The sequence below is a fragment of the Providencia sp. AGC89 genome (assembly GCF_053543535.1).
This window is the reverse complement of the sequence record NZ_JBIXLP010000007.1, coordinates 45526-62134: the sequence shown is the minus strand read 5'-3', so window position 1 is coordinate 62134 and position 16609 is coordinate 45526. Positions and strand designations below refer to the sequence as shown.

General features: G+C 41.7%; 14 protein-coding genes and 1 tRNA gene. 9 read left to right on the top strand and 6 right to left on the bottom strand.

Annotation, left to right across the window (positions count from 1 at the left end; translation table 11 throughout):
* Position 1: 1 nt before the first annotated feature.
* Both ACIPUA_RS02840 and ACIPUA_RS02835 read right to left on the bottom strand, forming a co-directional pair.
* Positions 2–625 carry a CDP-alcohol phosphatidyltransferase family protein gene (locus tag ACIPUA_RS02840; RefSeq protein WP_042843928.1) on the bottom strand — a complete coding sequence of 208 codons (624 nt, stop codon included), beginning with the start codon at positions 623–625 and terminating at the stop codon, positions 2–4.
* A gap of 236 nt (positions 626–861) precedes the next feature.
* On the bottom strand, positions 862–1665 hold the full coding sequence (locus ACIPUA_RS02835) for a helix-turn-helix domain-containing protein (protein WP_042843927.1): 804 nt from the start codon (positions 1663–1665) through the stop codon (positions 862–864).
* Positions 1666–1816: 151 nt separating this feature from the next.
* On the opposite strand from ACIPUA_RS02835, the gene ACIPUA_RS02830 reads away from it, so the two are divergent.
* The 5 genes from ACIPUA_RS02830 (at position 1817) to ACIPUA_RS02810 (ending at position 8013) form a co-directional block, all read left to right on the top strand.
* Complete coding sequence (locus ACIPUA_RS02830) at positions 1817–2767, top strand: 4-hydroxyproline epimerase (RefSeq protein WP_042843925.1); 951 nt, start codon at positions 1817–1819, stop codon at positions 2765–2767.
* Positions 2768–2776: 9 nt separating this feature from the next.
* A complete protein-coding gene (locus tag ACIPUA_RS02825) occupies positions 2777–4024 on the top strand; it encodes an NAD(P)/FAD-dependent oxidoreductase (protein ID WP_166684891.1) in 1248 nt (415 codons plus the stop codon).
* Positions 4025–4042: 18 nt separating this feature from the next.
* The gene (dapA, locus tag ACIPUA_RS02820) at positions 4043–4909 is read left to right on the top strand and encodes a 4-hydroxy-tetrahydrodipicolinate synthase (RefSeq protein ID WP_042843923.1); all 867 of its coding nucleotides are present in this window, start codon (positions 4043–4045) and stop codon (positions 4907–4909) included.
* A gap of 15 nt (positions 4910–4924) precedes the next feature.
* Complete coding sequence (locus ACIPUA_RS02815; RefSeq protein WP_042843922.1) at positions 4925–6409, top strand: aldehyde dehydrogenase; 1485 nt, start codon at positions 4925–4927, stop codon at positions 6407–6409.
* A gap of 86 nt (positions 6410–6495) precedes the next feature.
* Complete coding sequence (locus ACIPUA_RS02810) at positions 6496–8013, top strand: alanine/glycine:cation symporter family protein (RefSeq protein ID WP_042843921.1); 1518 nt, start codon at positions 6496–6498, stop codon at positions 8011–8013.
* Between the two features lie 8 nt (positions 8014–8021).
* Here the strand turns inward: ACIPUA_RS02810 and ACIPUA_RS02805 are convergent.
* A tRNA-Ser gene (locus tag ACIPUA_RS02805) sits at positions 8022–8109 on the bottom strand.
* A gap of 351 nt (positions 8110–8460) precedes the next feature.
* On the opposite strand from ACIPUA_RS02805, the gene ghrA reads away from it, so the two are divergent.
* Positions 8461–9402, top strand: a complete 942-nt coding sequence (gene ghrA / locus ACIPUA_RS02800; protein ID WP_042843920.1) for a glyoxylate/hydroxypyruvate reductase GhrA — start codon at positions 8461–8463, stop codon at positions 9400–9402.
* Between the two features lie 194 nt (positions 9403–9596).
* On the top strand, positions 9597–10148 hold the full coding sequence (locus ACIPUA_RS02795) for a TorD/DmsD family molecular chaperone (protein WP_042843919.1): 552 nt from the start codon (positions 9597–9599) through the stop codon (positions 10146–10148).
* A gap of 143 nt (positions 10149–10291) precedes the next feature.
* Here ACIPUA_RS02795 and ACIPUA_RS02790 read toward each other — a convergent pair whose 3' ends face one another.
* Together ACIPUA_RS02790 and mdtH are read right to left on the bottom strand one after the other, a co-directional pair.
* Entirely contained in the window at positions 10292–10852 is a 561-nt protein-coding gene (locus tag ACIPUA_RS02790; RefSeq protein ID WP_042843917.1) for a lipoprotein, read from the bottom strand.
* A 38-nt stretch (positions 10853–10890) separates the two neighbouring features.
* Positions 10891–12096 (bottom strand): multidrug efflux MFS transporter MdtH, encoded by a 1206-nt coding sequence (gene mdtH / locus ACIPUA_RS02785; protein ID WP_042843916.1) that lies wholly within the window; start codon positions 12094–12096, stop codon positions 10891–10893.
* Positions 12097–12370: 274 nt separating this feature from the next.
* Here mdtH and rimJ point away from each other — a divergent pair, with 274 nt between their 5' ends.
* Both rimJ and murJ read left to right on the top strand, forming a co-directional pair.
* Positions 12371–12958 carry a ribosomal protein S5-alanine N-acetyltransferase gene (rimJ, locus tag ACIPUA_RS02780; RefSeq protein ID WP_042843915.1) on the top strand — a complete coding sequence of 196 codons (588 nt, stop codon included), beginning with the start codon at positions 12371–12373 and terminating at the stop codon, positions 12956–12958.
* A gap of 91 nt (positions 12959–13049) precedes the next feature.
* A complete protein-coding gene (gene murJ, locus ACIPUA_RS02775; protein ID WP_042843914.1) occupies positions 13050–14588 on the top strand; it encodes a murein biosynthesis integral membrane protein MurJ in 1539 nt (512 codons plus the stop codon).
* A gap of 201 nt (positions 14589–14789) precedes the next feature.
* Here the strand turns inward: murJ and argS are convergent, their stop codons facing one another.
* A complete protein-coding gene (argS, locus tag ACIPUA_RS02770; RefSeq protein ID WP_042843913.1) occupies positions 14790–16520 on the bottom strand; it encodes an arginine--tRNA ligase in 1731 nt (576 codons plus the stop codon).
* Between the last annotated feature and the right edge of the window lie 89 nt (positions 16521–16609).

Here is a 16609-nt window from a genome sequence, read left to right as displayed (position 1 = left end):
ATTATTTATTATCCAGTGGTGTATTTAACTGAGCAAGTGCTCGCTGGATACGGTTATAGCAGGTATAAAACAGCAACAATGACATAATAACCAACAGGTAAATAACCCAGTTTGATAAGGCTATGTGTGGGAATATGCTCACCAATAACCCTAGAGCCCCAAAAATAAACGCACGGTCACTTTTACCAATAGGGCCATCATAGCGTCGTGATGCACCAATGGCTTGGGCAATGACACCGATGAACTCGGTTAATACTGACAGTACTAAAATCAATAATATCAACCAGAAGGACGAGTGAAAAATAACAATAAATGGTAGGTATAAAGCGATATCAGAAATGACATCACAGAGCTCATTTAAAAATGCACCAAGGTTGCTTTTTTGCTGATGTTCTCTGGCTAGCATGCCATCAATCGCATTCAATGCCATCCGAATAAACAAAATAAAAGGTAATAAAGCAAACAAGTGAGGATTGGGGAAGAAAAATAAAACAGCACCGACCATTACGGATAAAAGTAACGCGGCTATAGTCACTTGGTTTGCTGTCACACCGGCTTTAAATAAGTAACGCACTAGCGGGCGGAGTAGATCTTGAAATTTAGGTTTCAGATCATAAATTGTCATTGGTTTATCCTTTCCTATCACTGCGAATAGTATGCAGGTTTGTGACATATCAATACGCGATCCATCTTAAGCCACAATAAGAGCTATCTTAAGTTAATATTATAGAAAAGGGAGAATAGAGTAGAAATTGAGATTGAGTGTTGGCTAACTCATTGAATTAAAATATAAAATAAACATTATCAATGAATGTTAAATAACTTTCATTATCTAATCTTTACTGAGTAGTTCAGTATTAATTAGGCAATTATTTTTTGTCTGTCTATGGCTGCTCGCATCCGTTTAAATTGGCTAGGCGTCATGGTTGTCATTTCTTTGAATTTACGGCAAAACGCACTGTGATCAGCATAGGCACATTTACTGGAAATCTCAGTGATTGAATAATTATCCTCCAATAATTCAATAGCATGTTCAAGACGCTTTTTTTGAATATATTGCTGAGGAGTGATCAAGAAAATAGCTTTAAATTGGCGATTCAATTGGGATAGAGATAAGCCGGAAATTTCCGCAAGCGTTGTCATTTTAATCGCAGTATCAAAGTTATCGCTAATGTAGCGTTCAACTCGACTAAGTTGGTTGTTTAGTTTTGGACTCACTGATTTCGCGTCTTGAAGGTCAACTGAAATACCAGCAACCCCAATGACTTGGTTATTCGTATTAAAAATAGGAACTTTAGTGGTTAAACACCAACCCAGTAAACCTACTTTATAGAGATGAAGTTCAAGTTTATTGATGACACTAATTTTCTTTTCCATCACTAAATAATCTTGTGAACTATAACTTTGGCCTAACTCAGAATGGAAAATATCTTCAGCGCTTTTACCTACTACGTGGTTAACATGCTCAATTTTACAGCGAGTGGCTAAATTATCATTCGCAAGTAAATACTTTGCATTATGGTCTTTCACAAAGAAAGTCACATTAGGCAATGTATTTATAAGAGGCATCACTAAACCTAGGTGATTTAGCAAAGTATCAATATTATCAACGGGAAAAAGCATATTTTCCTGACTAATCAATAATAATTTATTTAAATTGATCATGCTGTTCTCCGGTTCTTAAATTAATTTAACTAATTTTCTTAAATATTTTGAGATTGTGCAGAAAAACGCATAAGTTGATTGGAAAGATATCAAGAGTTGTTAACAAAAACAAGCATTCTATTAACAATTAAAATGGATAGGGTGCTAACAAATGCAATCTCAATATAAAAAAATTGAAGTTATAGATTCTCATACCGCCGGAGAACCAACGCGTTTAGTGATCGGCGGTTTCCCTGAGTTGGGAAATGAAAGTATAGCTGCACGATTAGAGTTACTGCGTGAGCATCATGATGATTGGCGTCGTACAACCATTTTAGAGCCTCGAGGTAACGATATTCTTGTCGGCGCACTCCTATGTAAGCCGCAAAACCCAGCTGCTGCAGCTGGTGTTATTTTCTTCAACAATGAAGGTTACTTAGGCATGTGCGGTCACGGCACAATTGGCTTAGTCGCGTCATTGCATTTTTTAGGGCAGATTTCATATGGAAAACACTTAATTGAAACCCCCGTAGGCGAAGTCACCGCCGAGTTACATCAGGATGGCAGTGTGAGTATTCAAAATGTTTATTCATATCGTTATCGTAAAGGTGTACAGATTGATGTCCCTGAAGTTGGCACCATCACTGGAGATATCGCTTGGGGAGGGAATTGGTTTTTCTTAGTTGAAAATTCGCCTGTTGCAGTCAATTTTCAACAAGTAAACCTACTGACAGAAATCTGTTTAAAAATAAAACAAGCCTTATTAGACCAAAAAGTTTTTGGTAAAGATAACCAAGAAATTGACCATATTGAGTTATTTAGTTCACACCCAACAGCGAACAGTCAAAGTTTTGTTCTTTGCCCTGGGGGCGCTTATGACCGTTCACCTTGTGGTACGGGAACAAGTGCAAAACTAGCTTGCCTTGCTGCGGATAAAAAATTAGTGGCTGGTGAAGTGTGGCATCAAGCCAGTGTTATCGGAAGCCAATTTCAAGCTAGTTTTCAGCATGCTGATGCGAATGGGATTATCCCTACGATTAGAGGCAACGCTTACATTAGTGGTCAAAATACCTTGCTTATTGATGAGCAAGACCCATTCCGTTTTGGCATTTCGGTTTCGTAGGGGAATGGTATGGCTTATCAATATCCTGTAGTCGTGATTGGTGGTGGTATTATTGGCTTAAGTATTGCACTAAGTGTGCAAGCTAATGGTACGGATGTGTTGCTCATTGATAAACATGAAATTGGCTCTGGAGCTTCGTTTGGTAATGCAGGGCATATTGCAACTGAACAGGTATTTCCTATTGCCGACCCTGCAGTGTTAAAATCCATTCCGAAAATGCTTCTCGACCCGCTTGGGCCCTTACGTTTAGATTGGCGCTATTTATTACCGTTAACACCATGGTTATGTAAGCTGGTGGGTAATATGCGTCACAAGCCTTTTACACACATCCACCGTACATTGACCACGTTGAATCGTGCTGCTTTTGATTCATGGCAAACTTTTATTCAAAAATGGCAACTTAGTGACCTTGTTAAAATGGAAGGGTCGTTATTGGTTGCAGAAAAAAATGAAACCCTTGATAAGCTGGGTGAACATAGTGAATACCTTACAAAAATTGGTGTTAAAAACCAATTAATTCAACAAGCTGAACTATTGCAGCGTGAGCCAGCTCTATCAACAAGCCAGTTGGGAGGGATTTTCTACCCTGATACTGGGCATGTTATTGATTTAGCAGAATTGCACTCAAGGCTCACTCAGTCGTTTATCAATTTGGGTGGCCGAGTGTTAACCCACTGTGAAGTAACGCAAATTACTTCAACTTCAAATTTGGAAGCGACAGTAACAACAACGCAAGGCGTATTTTCAGGACGAAAAGTCGTGATCGCAGGCGGCGCATTTTCTAAATCATTAGTCAGAATGGTCAGTCGCATTAATGTGCCGCTAGAAACTGAGCGGGGTTATCATTTAATGTTGCCGCAGGAGGGGCGGCGGCTGAATATTCCTGTTTCAAGTATGGATAGGCGTTTTATTATGACCCCAATGGCTGGGGGATTACGCCTTGCGGGTACTGTTGAATATGCAGGGTTAAAACGACCGCCGAATATGCAACGTGCTCATCATTTTCTTCCCTTAGCAGAGCCGATGCTAACCACCCCGCTTAATAGCCAAGAATCAACGCCGTGGATGGGGTTTCGCCCTTCCACATCAGATTCTTTACCCGTAATTGACCACAAAGGCCCGTATATCTTTGCCTTTGGGCACCAACACCTAGGGTTAACCCAAGCGGCTATCACCGCAGATATAGTTAATTGTTTTATTCATGAACAGCCGACAGCCGTCGATTGTAGTCCGTTTTCTATTGAGCGTTTTCTTTAAATTTTGAGGATAATTCAAATGAACTTTCATGGCATTCTTGTACCATTAGTCACTCCATTTCACGATGATTTATCATTAAATATTAGTGGATTAGCAGAACTAACGGAGCAGTTAATTGCAAAGGGCGTCACTGGTTTAGTCGTGTGCGGAACAACGGGTGAATATTACGCATTAAATGAAGATGAACGCCAAACCGTATTATCAACGGTCAGCAAAATCGCCAAAGGGCGTGTGACATTAATTGCTGGCATTAACGATTTGTCAACCGAGGGAGCAATCGCACGTGCTGAACAAGCGAAAAACCTCGGTTATGAAGGTTTAATGTTATCACCGCCTCCGTATAGTCTACCCGATCAACAAGGGGTATATGCCCACTATGAAAAAGTAGCAAAATCAACCTCATTACCCATTATTATGTACAATTTCCCTGCTCGTATTGGTATAGAAATTGAAATTGATACGGTGATGAAGTTGGCAGAAATTGACAACATTGTCGCTATCAAAGAGAGCAGCGGTAGTTTTAGCCGCGCACTTCATTTACTCCAAACGCCATTTAAAAACTTTGAAGTGATCTGCGGTTGTGATGACCAGCCTGTGGACTTTTTCTTCTGGGGCTCTAAAAGTTGGATTGCTGGAGCAGGTAATGTATTCCCATCTGAACAGGTGGCAATTTATGAGGCTGCTCAATTAGGGGATTGGGATAAAGCCAAGCAAATTATGAAGACCATATACCCAGCAATTTATTCTATGGAATCAGGTGATTATAACCAAAAAGCTAAAGCTGGCTGCTTAAATGGCTCATTTAATGCGGGGCCTGTTCGCTTGCCATTATCAAATTTAGCAACTGCAGCACGTAATGAATTTATCAAATTAGTCAAATCGTAGCTGGGGGATCACAGAATGAAAATCACTCAAGAACAGGTATTCGAACGCGCTAATCAAGGGAAATTATGGGCGGGCAATTTGATTGAAGGGTATGCAAATCATAATAATAAGTTAGAAAACCGTACGCCGATTGATAATAGCCTCATTGGGTATATCGCAGATGGGGATGCCCAAGATATTGAAGCTGCGGTAAGAGTGGCTCGCAACACGTTTGAAAAGGGAATTTGGCGTGACCTATCCCCTCAAGAACGTAAAGCTGTAATGCTTAAATGGGCTGATCTTATTAGCCTGCACAGCGAGGAGTTAGCTGCGTTGGATTGTGTTGATGCAGGTAAACCAATAACTGAATGTTTAAATACGGATTTACCCGCCACCATTGAAACTTTCTATTGGTATGCTGAAACTCTCGACAAGCTGTTTGGTAAAATTGCACCAACTAGTCAGCAAGAGCTAGGGCTGATTGTTAATGAGCCTATTGGCGTGGTTGGGGCAGTACTTCCGTGGAATTTCCCAGCACAAATGTTTGCATGGAAGGTTGCGCCAGCTCTTGCTGTGGGTAATTCTGTGGTGGTCAAACCGGCGGAGCTAACATCGTTAAGTGCTTATCGTTTGGTCGAGCTTGCCTATGAAGCGGGTGTTCCTAAAGGGGCACTAAGCCTTGTATGCGGCTTAGGGGAAAAAGTCGGTGAGGCACTTGGGCGGCACAATGATGTTGATGTTGTTTCCTTTACTGGTTCAACTGAGGTAGGGCGCCTGTTTCTAAAGTATTCGGCTGAAAGTAACTTAAAAGAAATTATTCTTGAGTGTGGTGGTAAAAGCCCGCAACTTGTGTTCGAAGATGCAGATATAGAGGCTGCAATTCCGCATATCTTGGCCGCTGCATTTTGGAATATGAGTGAAAACTGTAGCTGTGGTTCTCGTCTGATAGTACATGAAAGTATTAAACAGCCACTATTAGCAAAGCTAACGATGGCACTGAAAGAATGGAAATTGGGTGATCCACGACAGGCTGAGGTGTCAATAGGGCCTATGATTGAACAAGCGCATTTTGAGAAGGTTCAATCGTTTTTAGACATAACAATAAAAGAAGGAGGTCAACTCGTTACAGGTGGAAAAGTCCATCATGAGATAGGTTCAGGCTGGTATCTCGAGCCGACAATTTTTGATGAAGTTACTCCCCAAATGTCACTGTTTAAACATGAGGTGTTCGGGCCCATTTTAGCAGTCACTTCATTTAAAAATGATGATGAAGCAATTGCTTTAGCGAATGATACGCACTACGGCTTAGCGGCCTCGTTTTATAGTCAGAATATTCATCGAGTTATGCATGTTGCCCGTCGTATTAATGCAGGAACGGTTTCGGTAAACGGATTCAGTGAGGGTAGTATCGCTACGCCGTTTGGAGGTTTCCGGCAATCAGGCTTTGGCGGTAAAGATAATGGGTTAGAGGCTTTCGAACAATATACACAAAAGAAAGTTATCTGGTTTATTCACCAATAAATAACGTTGACCTGAGCTCTAAGGGCTCAGGTTTTTTTTCCCCTGCAAACACACAATAAACAATTACAATAACGAAGGAGTACAAAATGGAAGCCATCGTTAATACAATCGTTGGTTACATCTGGGGTAATGCATTAGTCATATTATCGCTAGGTGTGGGGCTTTACTTTACTTTAGCGACACGTGGAGTACAGTTTCGCTATATCATCAAAATGGTTTGTTTATTAAAGGAAAATAAAGCATCAAAGGATGGGATTTCTTCATTCCAAGCATTTTGCTTAGCTTTATCTGGTCGCGTTGGTGTTGGTAATATTGCTGGGGTCGCAACCGCCGTTGCCGCGGGTGGTCCCGGTGCTATTTTTTGGATGGTAGTCATGGGGCTATTAGGAGGGGCTAGTGCTTTTATTGAGTCAACATTAGCTCAGATTTATAAGCAACGTTCTGATGGCCAATATCGAGGCGGCTCCCCTTACTACATTGAAAAAGGTTTAAAGTTAAAACCGTTTGCAATCGTGGTGGCTGCTGTCATTTGTTTATCTTATGGGATATTAGTTCCTGGTATTCAAGCCAATACCATCGCAGATGCTTTCCAAACATCTTTCAATCTCCCTCCGATTGTGACAGGTGTAATCGTCACTGTGCTAATGGCGTGGTTAATCTTTGGTGGCGTCAAGCGTATTGCGAGTGCTGCGGATAAAATTGTGCCGATTATGGCTCTTGCTTATATCGTGATGATGGTGATTATTTTAGGTAGCCATTATGAGAAAGTCCCAGCAATGTTTAGCTTGATATTCCGTAGTGCAATGGGGATGGATGCTGTTTTTGGTGGAATTATCGGTACTGCGGTTTCATGGGGGGTACGCCGAGCTGTTTTTTCTAATGTTGCTGGTGCAGGTGAGGCAACATTCAGTTCTGCGGCGGCTGAAGTGAGCCATCCGGTTAAACAAGGTTTGATCCAAGCCTTTTCAATCTATATTGATACAGTTGTGGTATGCACGGCTTCAGGGTTGATGATCCTCGTGACCAATATGTACAATGTGTTCCCTGACGGTTCTGCAACAGCATTAGTTGAATATGTCCCAGGAGTGGCCGCAGGAACGGCGTGGACACAAATGGCGGTATCCACAGTATTTACTTCAGCCGGGTCAGGGTTTGTTTCAATTGCCGTATTCCTTTTCGCTTTCACAACACTGATGGCTTACTATTATATTGCAGAAACAACCATCGTTTACCTTGATAGGAAGCTGTCTTATCCAGTACTCAAATTGATCCTTAAGTTTGTATTTTTAATTATCGTCTTTATGGGAAGTGTGGAGTCAGTTAGCCTAATGTGGAGTTTAGGCGATATTGGCTTTGGTAGTATGAGTTATCTCAATTTAATCGCGATAGTCTTTCTTTCGAAACCTGCATTGCGTGCTTTACGGGATTATGAACGACAAGAAAAACTGGGAATTGACCCTGTTTTCGACCCAAAAGTAGCAGGGGTGGAAAATGCTGAACTTTGGGAAGACATTAGCCGCGAGTACCATGAAAGAGGTATCGGTATTGGCCCTAAAAATGGGCAAGAAAAGGAAGTCTTGTATAAAGAAGAAAGGGAAAACTAGAAGAAAAATGGCGGTGAGGGAGGGATTCGAACCCTCGATACGTTGCCGTATACACACTTTCCAGGCGTGCTCCTTCAGCCTCTCGGACACCTCACCGTTTTTCTAAATCTGTACTGCTATATCCGTTGTGGAGTAGGTAATAAAAACCTGCTCTGCAACGGGGCGCTACTATAGGGAAAATAGCGTCTTGCGTCAACTATCTATTTATTCTTTTTCCCACATTTATGGTTGTTTAGCTAAATAAAAATCAATTTGATTATTATCTAATCTTAATTGTTATATTTTAGGGTGACTGATATTTGTTATGTTAATTTTGAACTGCAAGAAGGGAGAGTGAAAACCGTTAGCTAGTTAACAAAATTCTTATAGAGTGAGCTGTATAAGGTTGATTAACTTGAAAAGAAAAGCCATTCGGCACACTCTGTTAGAAACCGAAGAGGAGTCGCCATGAATATTTTATTTTACCATCCATTTTTTGATTCAAAACAGTGGATTGAAGGCATGCGTGCTAGATTACCACAAGCTAATATTCGTCAATGGGAAAAAGGGGATAATCAAGCAGCTGATTATGCCATGGTTTGGTTACCCCCTTATGAGTGTTTAGCTGGGCGCAGTGATTTAAAAGGGATTTTTGCATTAGGTGCAGGTGTCGACGCTATTTTAAAACAGGAGCACGATAACCCTGGGACATTACCGGCTGGGGTGCCTGTTATGCGGTTAGAAGATACGGGGATGGCGATTCAAATGGAAGAATATGCCTGTGCGAAAGTCTTATCTTACTTCCGTCGTATGGATGAATACCGGCAGTTACAATCACAGCGCCAATGGAAACAATTGCCAGCGTATCAACATGACGAATTTGTTATTGGTGTGATGGGGGCTGGTGCTCTAGGGCAAGCGGTGGCTAAGCGCCTAGTTAGCTTTGGTTTCCACGTCAAAACATGGAGCCGCTCTGAAAAACACCTTGATAAAGTGAAGAGTTATTATGGCCATGACCAGCTTGCAAGCTTCCTTGCAGGAACTCGTGTGGTGATCAACCTATTACCAAGTACTCCTGAAACGGTTGGCATTCTCAACCAGCAATTATTTAGCCAGCTACAAAAAGGCGCATATGTGATTAACTTAGCACGTGGCGCACATTTAATTGAACAAGATTTACTCTCAGCGCTTGATTCAGGGCAAATTGCTGGTGCGGCGCTAGATGTGTTTGCTAGCGAGCCATTATCGCAAATGCACCCATTTTGGACACATCCACGGATTGCCATTACGCCACATGTCGCGGCGTTTACGCTACCTAATGAAGCGATGGATATGATTACCAGTAATATTCAGCGTATCGAAGCGGGTGAAGCCCCAGTTGGTGTTGTTGATATGCAGCGCGGTTATTAATTACTGTTCTGTTATTGCGAGTGGGGCGGTGTATACCAAGAGCCACTCGCTATTATCTTGTTTCTATTTATTCACCTGTCGAGGTTATTCCTCTTTTTCTTACCTAATATATTTCCTATTTTTTCGATATACTAAAAGATCATTGCGTTGGTCACGACGATGTGGCTATTGATTTGTAAAATAGGAAAATGTATATGAACGAATTTTCAATCGTTTGCCGTATTTTAGGCACACTATTTCAACGTAGCCCTGATGACAGCCTAGTTAAACCGCTGATTGACCTGATCGCACAAGATAAACTGAAAGCATCATGGCCATTAGAGCAAGATGAACTTTGGTCTCGTATGTCAACAGGGTTAGATGTCAAAGCCATTAGTGCGGATTATCATGCGTTATTTACGGGTGAAGTGCCGGCAGTATCAATGCTAGCGAATGATTACGACTCCGAAATCACTGAGGCAGAGGTCCGTGAGTTTTTAACGGTGAGAGGCATGTCTTTAACCGATGCACCAACAGACGCATTTGGGGCTTTATTACTGGCAGCATCGTGGTTGGAAGACCAAGCAGCGGAAGATGAAATAGCCGCACAAGAAGAGCTATTCGATAGTTATATCCTAAGTTGGTATGGTACTTTTTTAGGTAAAGTTGAAGCTCACGCCAAAACGGCATTTTATCGTACGCTGGCACAAATTACTCGTGACGCTGTTATTGCTTTACGTGATGAGTTGGATTCAGAAATAGAGTGATTGTGACAGGGTCACATCAGGAGAGGCCGGTTTTAGCCTAGTATTCTCATGCATTGATTAATATTTTTGATTGAACTAGAAAGGCAACAGATTTCTCTGTTGCCTTAAATGCGTTTCTCAATCGAAATAATTTATGGTGATAACTAATCAACTAATGGAATGACCAGTTTACCGGGTTTTATTTCTAAGCCTTTCGCTAATTTTTTAGCGGTTGCCTCAGCTGCACCGTTATCTGGGTTTAATACATAAACAGGCTGAGTTTCGAAAAATGTTTCAAGGGAGCTATTCAAATAAGGGATAACGGCTGACATTGCGGTGTCCATTTTTTCTGGCATCACCGTATATTGGCTAATATTTAATTCTTTTAGGTAAATAGAGCCTGTTTGTGCGTCAAAGTATGGGCGGGCGGTCAGCGTGAGGTTAATTTGCGCTTCCGCTTTACCAATCAGGGAGTCTAATTTAACGGTTGCATCCCCAGTTAGTGCTATCTTCCCCGGTTCACTGCGGCCAATTTCTGATTTTAAATTCGCCAGTTGAATATCCGCATCTGCAAAGCCGGTTACCCCAACCTTGTGGTCGTATTTTACTTTGTTCGCCAGATAGTTATTAATTTGTGATTCACTAATACTGAATTCAGATAATTGACTACAGCCAGTCAACAAAGTGAGAAAGCCAATCATTGTCGCCAATAAAAATTTTTTCATAATGACTCCTTTTACAATAATACTGCTAGTTTAGCGTATTACTGCCCACTCAACATGACTGTTTCTATTTTTTTACGATTAAATTGCTTGTGGAGTGCCCATAAAGTAATAAAGCCGATAATGCCTAATAAAAACCACGGTAGTTGCGGCATATTCCATTGATGGCCAATATCATACATCCAGCCGCCTCCGGTATAACCGACGGCTCCTCCTAATGCTAAGCCTAAGCGGCTAAACCCCATATAGCTGCCACGAGCACGAGGATCTGCGAGAGAAGCACTGAGAGTTTCTCTAGCGGGGTCAGCGGTAACGGTTCCAAGATAAAACAGGCAAATAAGTGCAAATAATGTATTGAGCGAAGTTGTCATTCCAATTGGGAACATGCTGATGCTCATCAAAAATAAACCGGCCATCAGGCGTTGTTCAAGGCGGAAATGTTTTTCACTCCAGCGCGCAATCGGGTAGAGCAATGTTAAAGATATCGCGGCTTCGATAGCGTACATCCATTTGACCGCGGTTGGTGTCCCTGCCAATTCATTAACAACGATAGGAAACATTAACATAACTTGCACAGATAACATGAAGTAACCCGCTAGAGTTACAACATAAGTGACAAAACGTTTATCTTTTAATACCCGAGCCATACCTTCTTTTATTGGGGTTCTAACGGTTGAAATGCGGTAAGCAGGTAATAACCAAGCGTTACAAATAGCCGCAATAACAAAGACAGCGGCTCCTACCCAGCAAACATAGTGGAAGTCGTATTGTAAAAGCCAGCTCCCAATTAAGGCACCAATTACTGCCCCAGCGCTGTCTTGCATTAACAGCAAAGAATAGAAGCGCCCACGTTCGTAAGGACGAGTTAATTTGATCACAAGCGCAGTTCTGGGTGGGTCAAACAGGGTGCCGCCAAGAGCTGAAAGTACACAGGATAGCCATAAAACCCACGGGTCATGGGCAACTGCCATGACGGCGAACCCGCTAGCACGCAACAGCATTCCAATTACAATCATGGGCTTGGCGCCAAAACGGTCAGCGATAGCTCCCCCAAAAATACCTAAACCTTGCTGTACAAATTGCCTAAGGCCTAAGGCAAAACCAACGATTACGGCTGCCCAACCTAGCTGGTCAACAAATCGAATTGAAATAAGGGGAAAAACGACAAAAAACCCGAGAACAACTAACATGTTGTCGAATAAAAGGAAATACTTACCAAGGCTTCTTGCCCGTGACACCTGCGCCATGACACACCATTAGAAAAATAGCCAAGAGGGATGGAACCTTAATGTTACTTGTCAATAATATCAGTATAATATGAGGCAATAGATGATATTTTTTTATCGTGGGTAAAGGTGGTTATTGATGATTTATTTTTATCGATAAATAGCCGCCATATTTTGCATCGCAGTGTTATTGGTTGCGTTAAACAAGTCTAGTCACATATTTATGTATGCTCCTAGTTCTTTAAATTACAATCTAGAACAGTTGTCAGGGTTTATTATTAATTAAGGGTTAACGATGTTTGGTTATCGTTCAAATGTACCTAAAGTACGTCTTATTACTGATAGAATGATTATTCGTTTGACTTATGAACGTGATAATTATCGACTTGCTGATTATTATAGTTTGAATAAAGATTTTTTGATGCCGTGGGAACCAACGCGGGATAATTCACATTATCAACCCGCAGGTTGGCAAAACCGGTTACAAGTGATGAATGAAATGCACCGTGAAGGAAGTGCTTATCATTTTCTTTTACTAGATAAAGAAGAAAATGAAGTGATGGGGGTTGCTAACTTTAGTAATGTCCTACGAGGTTCATTTCATGCATGTTATTTAGGGTATTCCTTAGGTGAGAAATGGCAAGGTCATGGCTTGATGTATGAGGCATTAACGCAAGTGACGCGTTATATGCAAAAGCATCAAAAAATGCACCGTATTATGGCTAATTATATGCCTCATAATATGCGTAGTGGTAACCTTCTGGCGAGGTTGGGCTTTGAACGTGAAGGTTATGCAAGGCAGTACTTACAAATCAATGGTGAATGGCGAGATCATGTCTTGACGGCATTAACCGATGATGCGTGGGGACGCCATAAAGTTTAAATACCTAAACTCCTAATTTACCTTTCAATCGTAGTCAGTAGCAGCGGGCGCTGTTAAACTGATACGATTGTATTCTTTTAGTTTATCAATCATGAATTTATTAAAATCGCTAGCAGCTGTAAGCTCAATGACCATGATGTCTCGTGTGCTTGGGTTTATTCGTGATGCTATCATTGCTCGGGTTTTTGGCGCTGGGGCTGCAGCTGACGCCTTTTTTGTCGCGTTTAAATTACCAAATTTATTGCGTCGGATTTTTGCAGAAGGCGCGTTTTCTCAAGCTTTCGTTCCTATATTAGCTGAATATAAAAATCAGCAAGGCGAAGAGGCAACTCGTACATTTGTTGCTTATATTGCAGGGATGCTAACACTGGCACTGGCAATTGTGACGGTGGCTGGTATGGTGGCAGCACCTTGGATTATTTATGTAACTGCTCCAGGGTTTACCGATGATGCGGGTAAATTTGCCCTAACAACGGATTTACTTCGTGTCACTTTTCCGTATATCTTTTTGATTTCACTCGCCTCATTAGCGGGAGCAATCCTGAATACTTGGAACCGTTTTTCTGTTCCAGCCTTTGCCCCAACCTTGCTCAATGTCAGCATGATCATTTTTGCTGCTTTTGCTGCCCCTTATTTTGATCCACCGATTATGTCACTTGCATGGGCAGTACTTGTGGGTGGGGTTTTACAGTTAGTCTATCAGCTACCTTATTTAAAAAAGGTTGGTATGTTAGTTCTGCCACGTCTTTCATTTCGAGATAGCGGCGTTTGGCGTGTAATGAAAATGATGGGGCCCGCTATTATTGGGGTATCTGTCGCGCAAATCTCATTAATTATTAATACTATTTTTGCTTCATTTTTGCAGTCAGGCTCGGTTTCTTGGATGTACTATGCAGACCGCCTGATGGAGTTACCGTCTGGTGTACTCGGGGTCGCCTTAGGGACTATTCTGCTGCCGTCGTTGGCGAAAAGTTTTACAAGCGGTAACCAGAATGAATATCGTCAGTTAATGGATTGGGGGTTGCGTCTTTGTCTACTATTGGCGCTACCTTGTGCTCTTGGGTTAGCAATATTATCTGAAGCGTTAACGGTTTCTCTTTTCCAATATGGCAATTTTACGGCTCATGATTCTTTGATGACACAATATGCTTTAGTGGCTTATTGTGTGGGTTTGACAGGGATGATTTTAGTAAAAATTTTAGCGCCGGGGTTTTATTCACGCCAAGATATTCGCACACCAGTTAAAATTGCTATCGTGACTTTAATATTAACTCAATTGATGAACTTGGCTTTTATTGGGCCACTCCAGCATGCTGGCTTAGCCTTGTCTATTGGCTTAGCAGCGTGCTTCAATGCCGGTGTTCTGTATTGGCAATTACGTAAACAAGATATTTTCCAACCTCTAGCTGGCTGGAAAGGTTTTCTATTTAAATTATTAGTTGCTTTAGTGGTAATGGGGCTTGTGTTATTTGGTGTATTGCACTTTATGCCATCATGGCAAGAAGGGAATATGCTAATGCGCATGCTACGTTTAATTATGGTGGTGGTTATTGGTGCGGCTAGTTATTTTATTGCCTTGTTCGCCCTCGGTTTTCGGCCACGTGATTTTATGAAACGCAGTATCGCTTAAGCTGTATATCGGACTAATGTTGAAAGGCCCAATCAATGTATTGGGCTTTTTTGTTGTTTTTTTCGCGAGCCTTATCATTTGTTTTTATGATGAGGTTGGTAATTCCATCAATGAAATCTAGAAAAGTGACAAAGAGTTTAGTCTCTAAGCATAAAAAAACAGCCCACATAGTGGGCTGTTTTTTGGGCTTGATAGCTACAATTACATTCTTTCAACGGTTTCTATACCAAGTGTATCTAAACCAGTTTTCAGTGTTTTTTGTGTTAATGCTGCAAGTTTCAGGCGGCTTTGACGTTGATTTTCATTTTCCGCTGACAGAATAGGGCAATGCTCGTAGAAACTTGAGAATAACCCAGCCAATTCGTATAAATAGGCACACATAACATGAGGAGTTCCTTCCCTTGCTACTGTCAGGATGGTTTCTTCAAACTGTAATAACCGTGTTGCTAGTGCAATTTCACGTGGATCTTGTAATGAAATCGGTAAAGTGAGGTCAGTGTGGCTTAAGTTAGCCTTTTTGAAGATAGAGGCCACACGCGTATAAGCATATTGCATGTAAGGAGCTGTATTTCCTTCGAAGGCTAGCATGTTATCCCAATCAAAAATGTAATCTGTCGTTCTATTTTTTGACAGGTCAGCATACTTAACCGCACCAATGCCCACAACATTTGCAACATTGACCAGCTCGTCCTCTGGCATTTCAGGGTTTTTCTCGCGGATCAGGTTTTGTGCGCGTTCAATAGCCTCATCAAGTAAGTCAGATAAACGTACCGTTCCGCCTGTGCGAGTCTTAAATGGTTTACCATCTTTACCCAACATCATACCAAACATATGATGTTCCAAAGACATGGATTCAGGGATGTAACCGGCTTTGCGCACGATAGTCCATGCTTGCATTAAATGTTGATGTTGGCGTGAGTCAATATAATACAGCGAACGGTCAGCATGTAGGGTTTCATAGCGGTATTTGGCACAAGCAATATCTGTGGTGGTGTATAAGAAGCCGCCGTCTTTCTTCTGAACTATTACCCCCATAGGCTCGCCTTCCTTGTTTTTAAACTCGTCAAGAAAGACAACCGTCGCACCTTCGCTTTCAACCGCAAGGCCTTTTGCTTTTAAGTCCGCGACAATATTGGGTAACATGCTGTTATATAAGCTTTCACCCATCACGTCATCTTCAGTTAATGTGACGTTTAAACGGCGGTAAGTTTGTTGATTTTGTTGCATGGTGATATCAACCAATTTACGCCACATTTGGCGGCAGTATTCATCACCTGACTGAAGTTTTACTACGTAGCCACGGGCACGCACGGCAAACTCTTCATCTTCGTCGTAATGCTTTTTCGCTTCACGGTAAAACGCTTCGAGGTCAGCAAGGGCCATATCACTTGCATCTTCGTTTTGTACTTTTTCAAGGTAGGCAATTAACATACCAAATTGCGTACCCCAATCACCTACGTGGTTGGCACGGATCACTTTATGACCAAGATATTCTTGAGTACGCGCGGCAGCGTCACCAATGATAGTTGAACGTAAATGACCAACGTGCATTTGTTTTGCAACATTTGGTGCGGAGTAGTCAATAACAATCGTTTCAGGTTTAACGGGTGCGATGCCTAACCGTTGTGAAGTTAAAGCGTCTTCGATATGTTTCTCTATCCAAGTCGGTTCAAGGAAAATATTAATAAACCCAGGACCTGCAATTTCGATTTTGCTTGCAACCCCGTCCAAATCAAGGTGATTAACAACCTGCTCAGCAAGTTGTCTCGGAGCCATCCCCATTTTTTTAGCAGCGCCCATTACCCCGTTGGCTTGATAATCGCCAAACTGAGCCTTCGCGGACTGACGTACCAGCGCGTCACTGCCTTCTGGAGCACCTGCTGCTAGCATTGCAGCACCAATTTTATCTGAAAGAATCGCCTGAATATTCACCGAAATACCTTAAATTACGAACATAGTTACCGCATTGTGCCATCACATGCGCAGAACTAAAAGGTGGAAGAGAAAAATCGGCAGGTTTT

Coding starts and splice junctions, on each gene's coding strand:
- ACIPUA_RS02795 (WP_042843919.1), top strand. CDS start 9,597: ATGAACGAATTTTCAATCGTTTGCCGTATTTTAGGCACACTATTTCAA.
- ACIPUA_RS02825 (WP_166684891.1), top strand. CDS start 2,777: ATGGCTTATCAATATCCTGTAGTCGTGATTGGTGGTGGTATTATTGGC.
- ACIPUA_RS02815 (WP_042843922.1), top strand. CDS start 4,925: ATGAAAATCACTCAAGAACAGGTATTCGAACGCGCTAATCAAGGGAAA.
- ACIPUA_RS02830 (WP_042843925.1), top strand. CDS start 1,817: ATGCAATCTCAATATAAAAAAATTGAAGTTATAGATTCTCATACCGCC.
- murJ (WP_042843914.1), top strand. CDS start 13,050: ATGAATTTATTAAAATCGCTAGCAGCTGTAAGCTCAATGACCATGATG.
- ACIPUA_RS02840 (WP_042843928.1), bottom strand. CDS start 625: ATGACAATTTATGATCTGAAACCTAAATTTCAAGATCTACTCCGCCCG.
- ghrA (WP_042843920.1), top strand. CDS start 8,461: ATGAATATTTTATTTTACCATCCATTTTTTGATTCAAAACAGTGGATT.
- rimJ (WP_042843915.1), top strand. CDS start 12,371: ATGTTTGGTTATCGTTCAAATGTACCTAAAGTACGTCTTATTACTGAT.
- dapA (WP_042843923.1), top strand. CDS start 4,043: ATGAACTTTCATGGCATTCTTGTACCATTAGTCACTCCATTTCACGAT.
- ACIPUA_RS02790 (WP_042843917.1), bottom strand. CDS start 10,852: ATGAAAAAATTTTTATTGGCGACAATGATTGGCTTTCTCACTTTGTTG.
- mdtH (WP_042843916.1), bottom strand. CDS start 12,096: ATGGCGCAGGTGTCACGGGCAAGAAGCCTTGGTAAGTATTTCCTTTTA.
- ACIPUA_RS02810 (WP_042843921.1), top strand. CDS start 6,496: ATGGAAGCCATCGTTAATACAATCGTTGGTTACATCTGGGGTAATGCA.
- ACIPUA_RS02835 (WP_042843927.1), bottom strand. CDS start 1,665: ATGATCAATTTAAATAAATTATTATTGATTAGTCAGGAAAATATGCTT.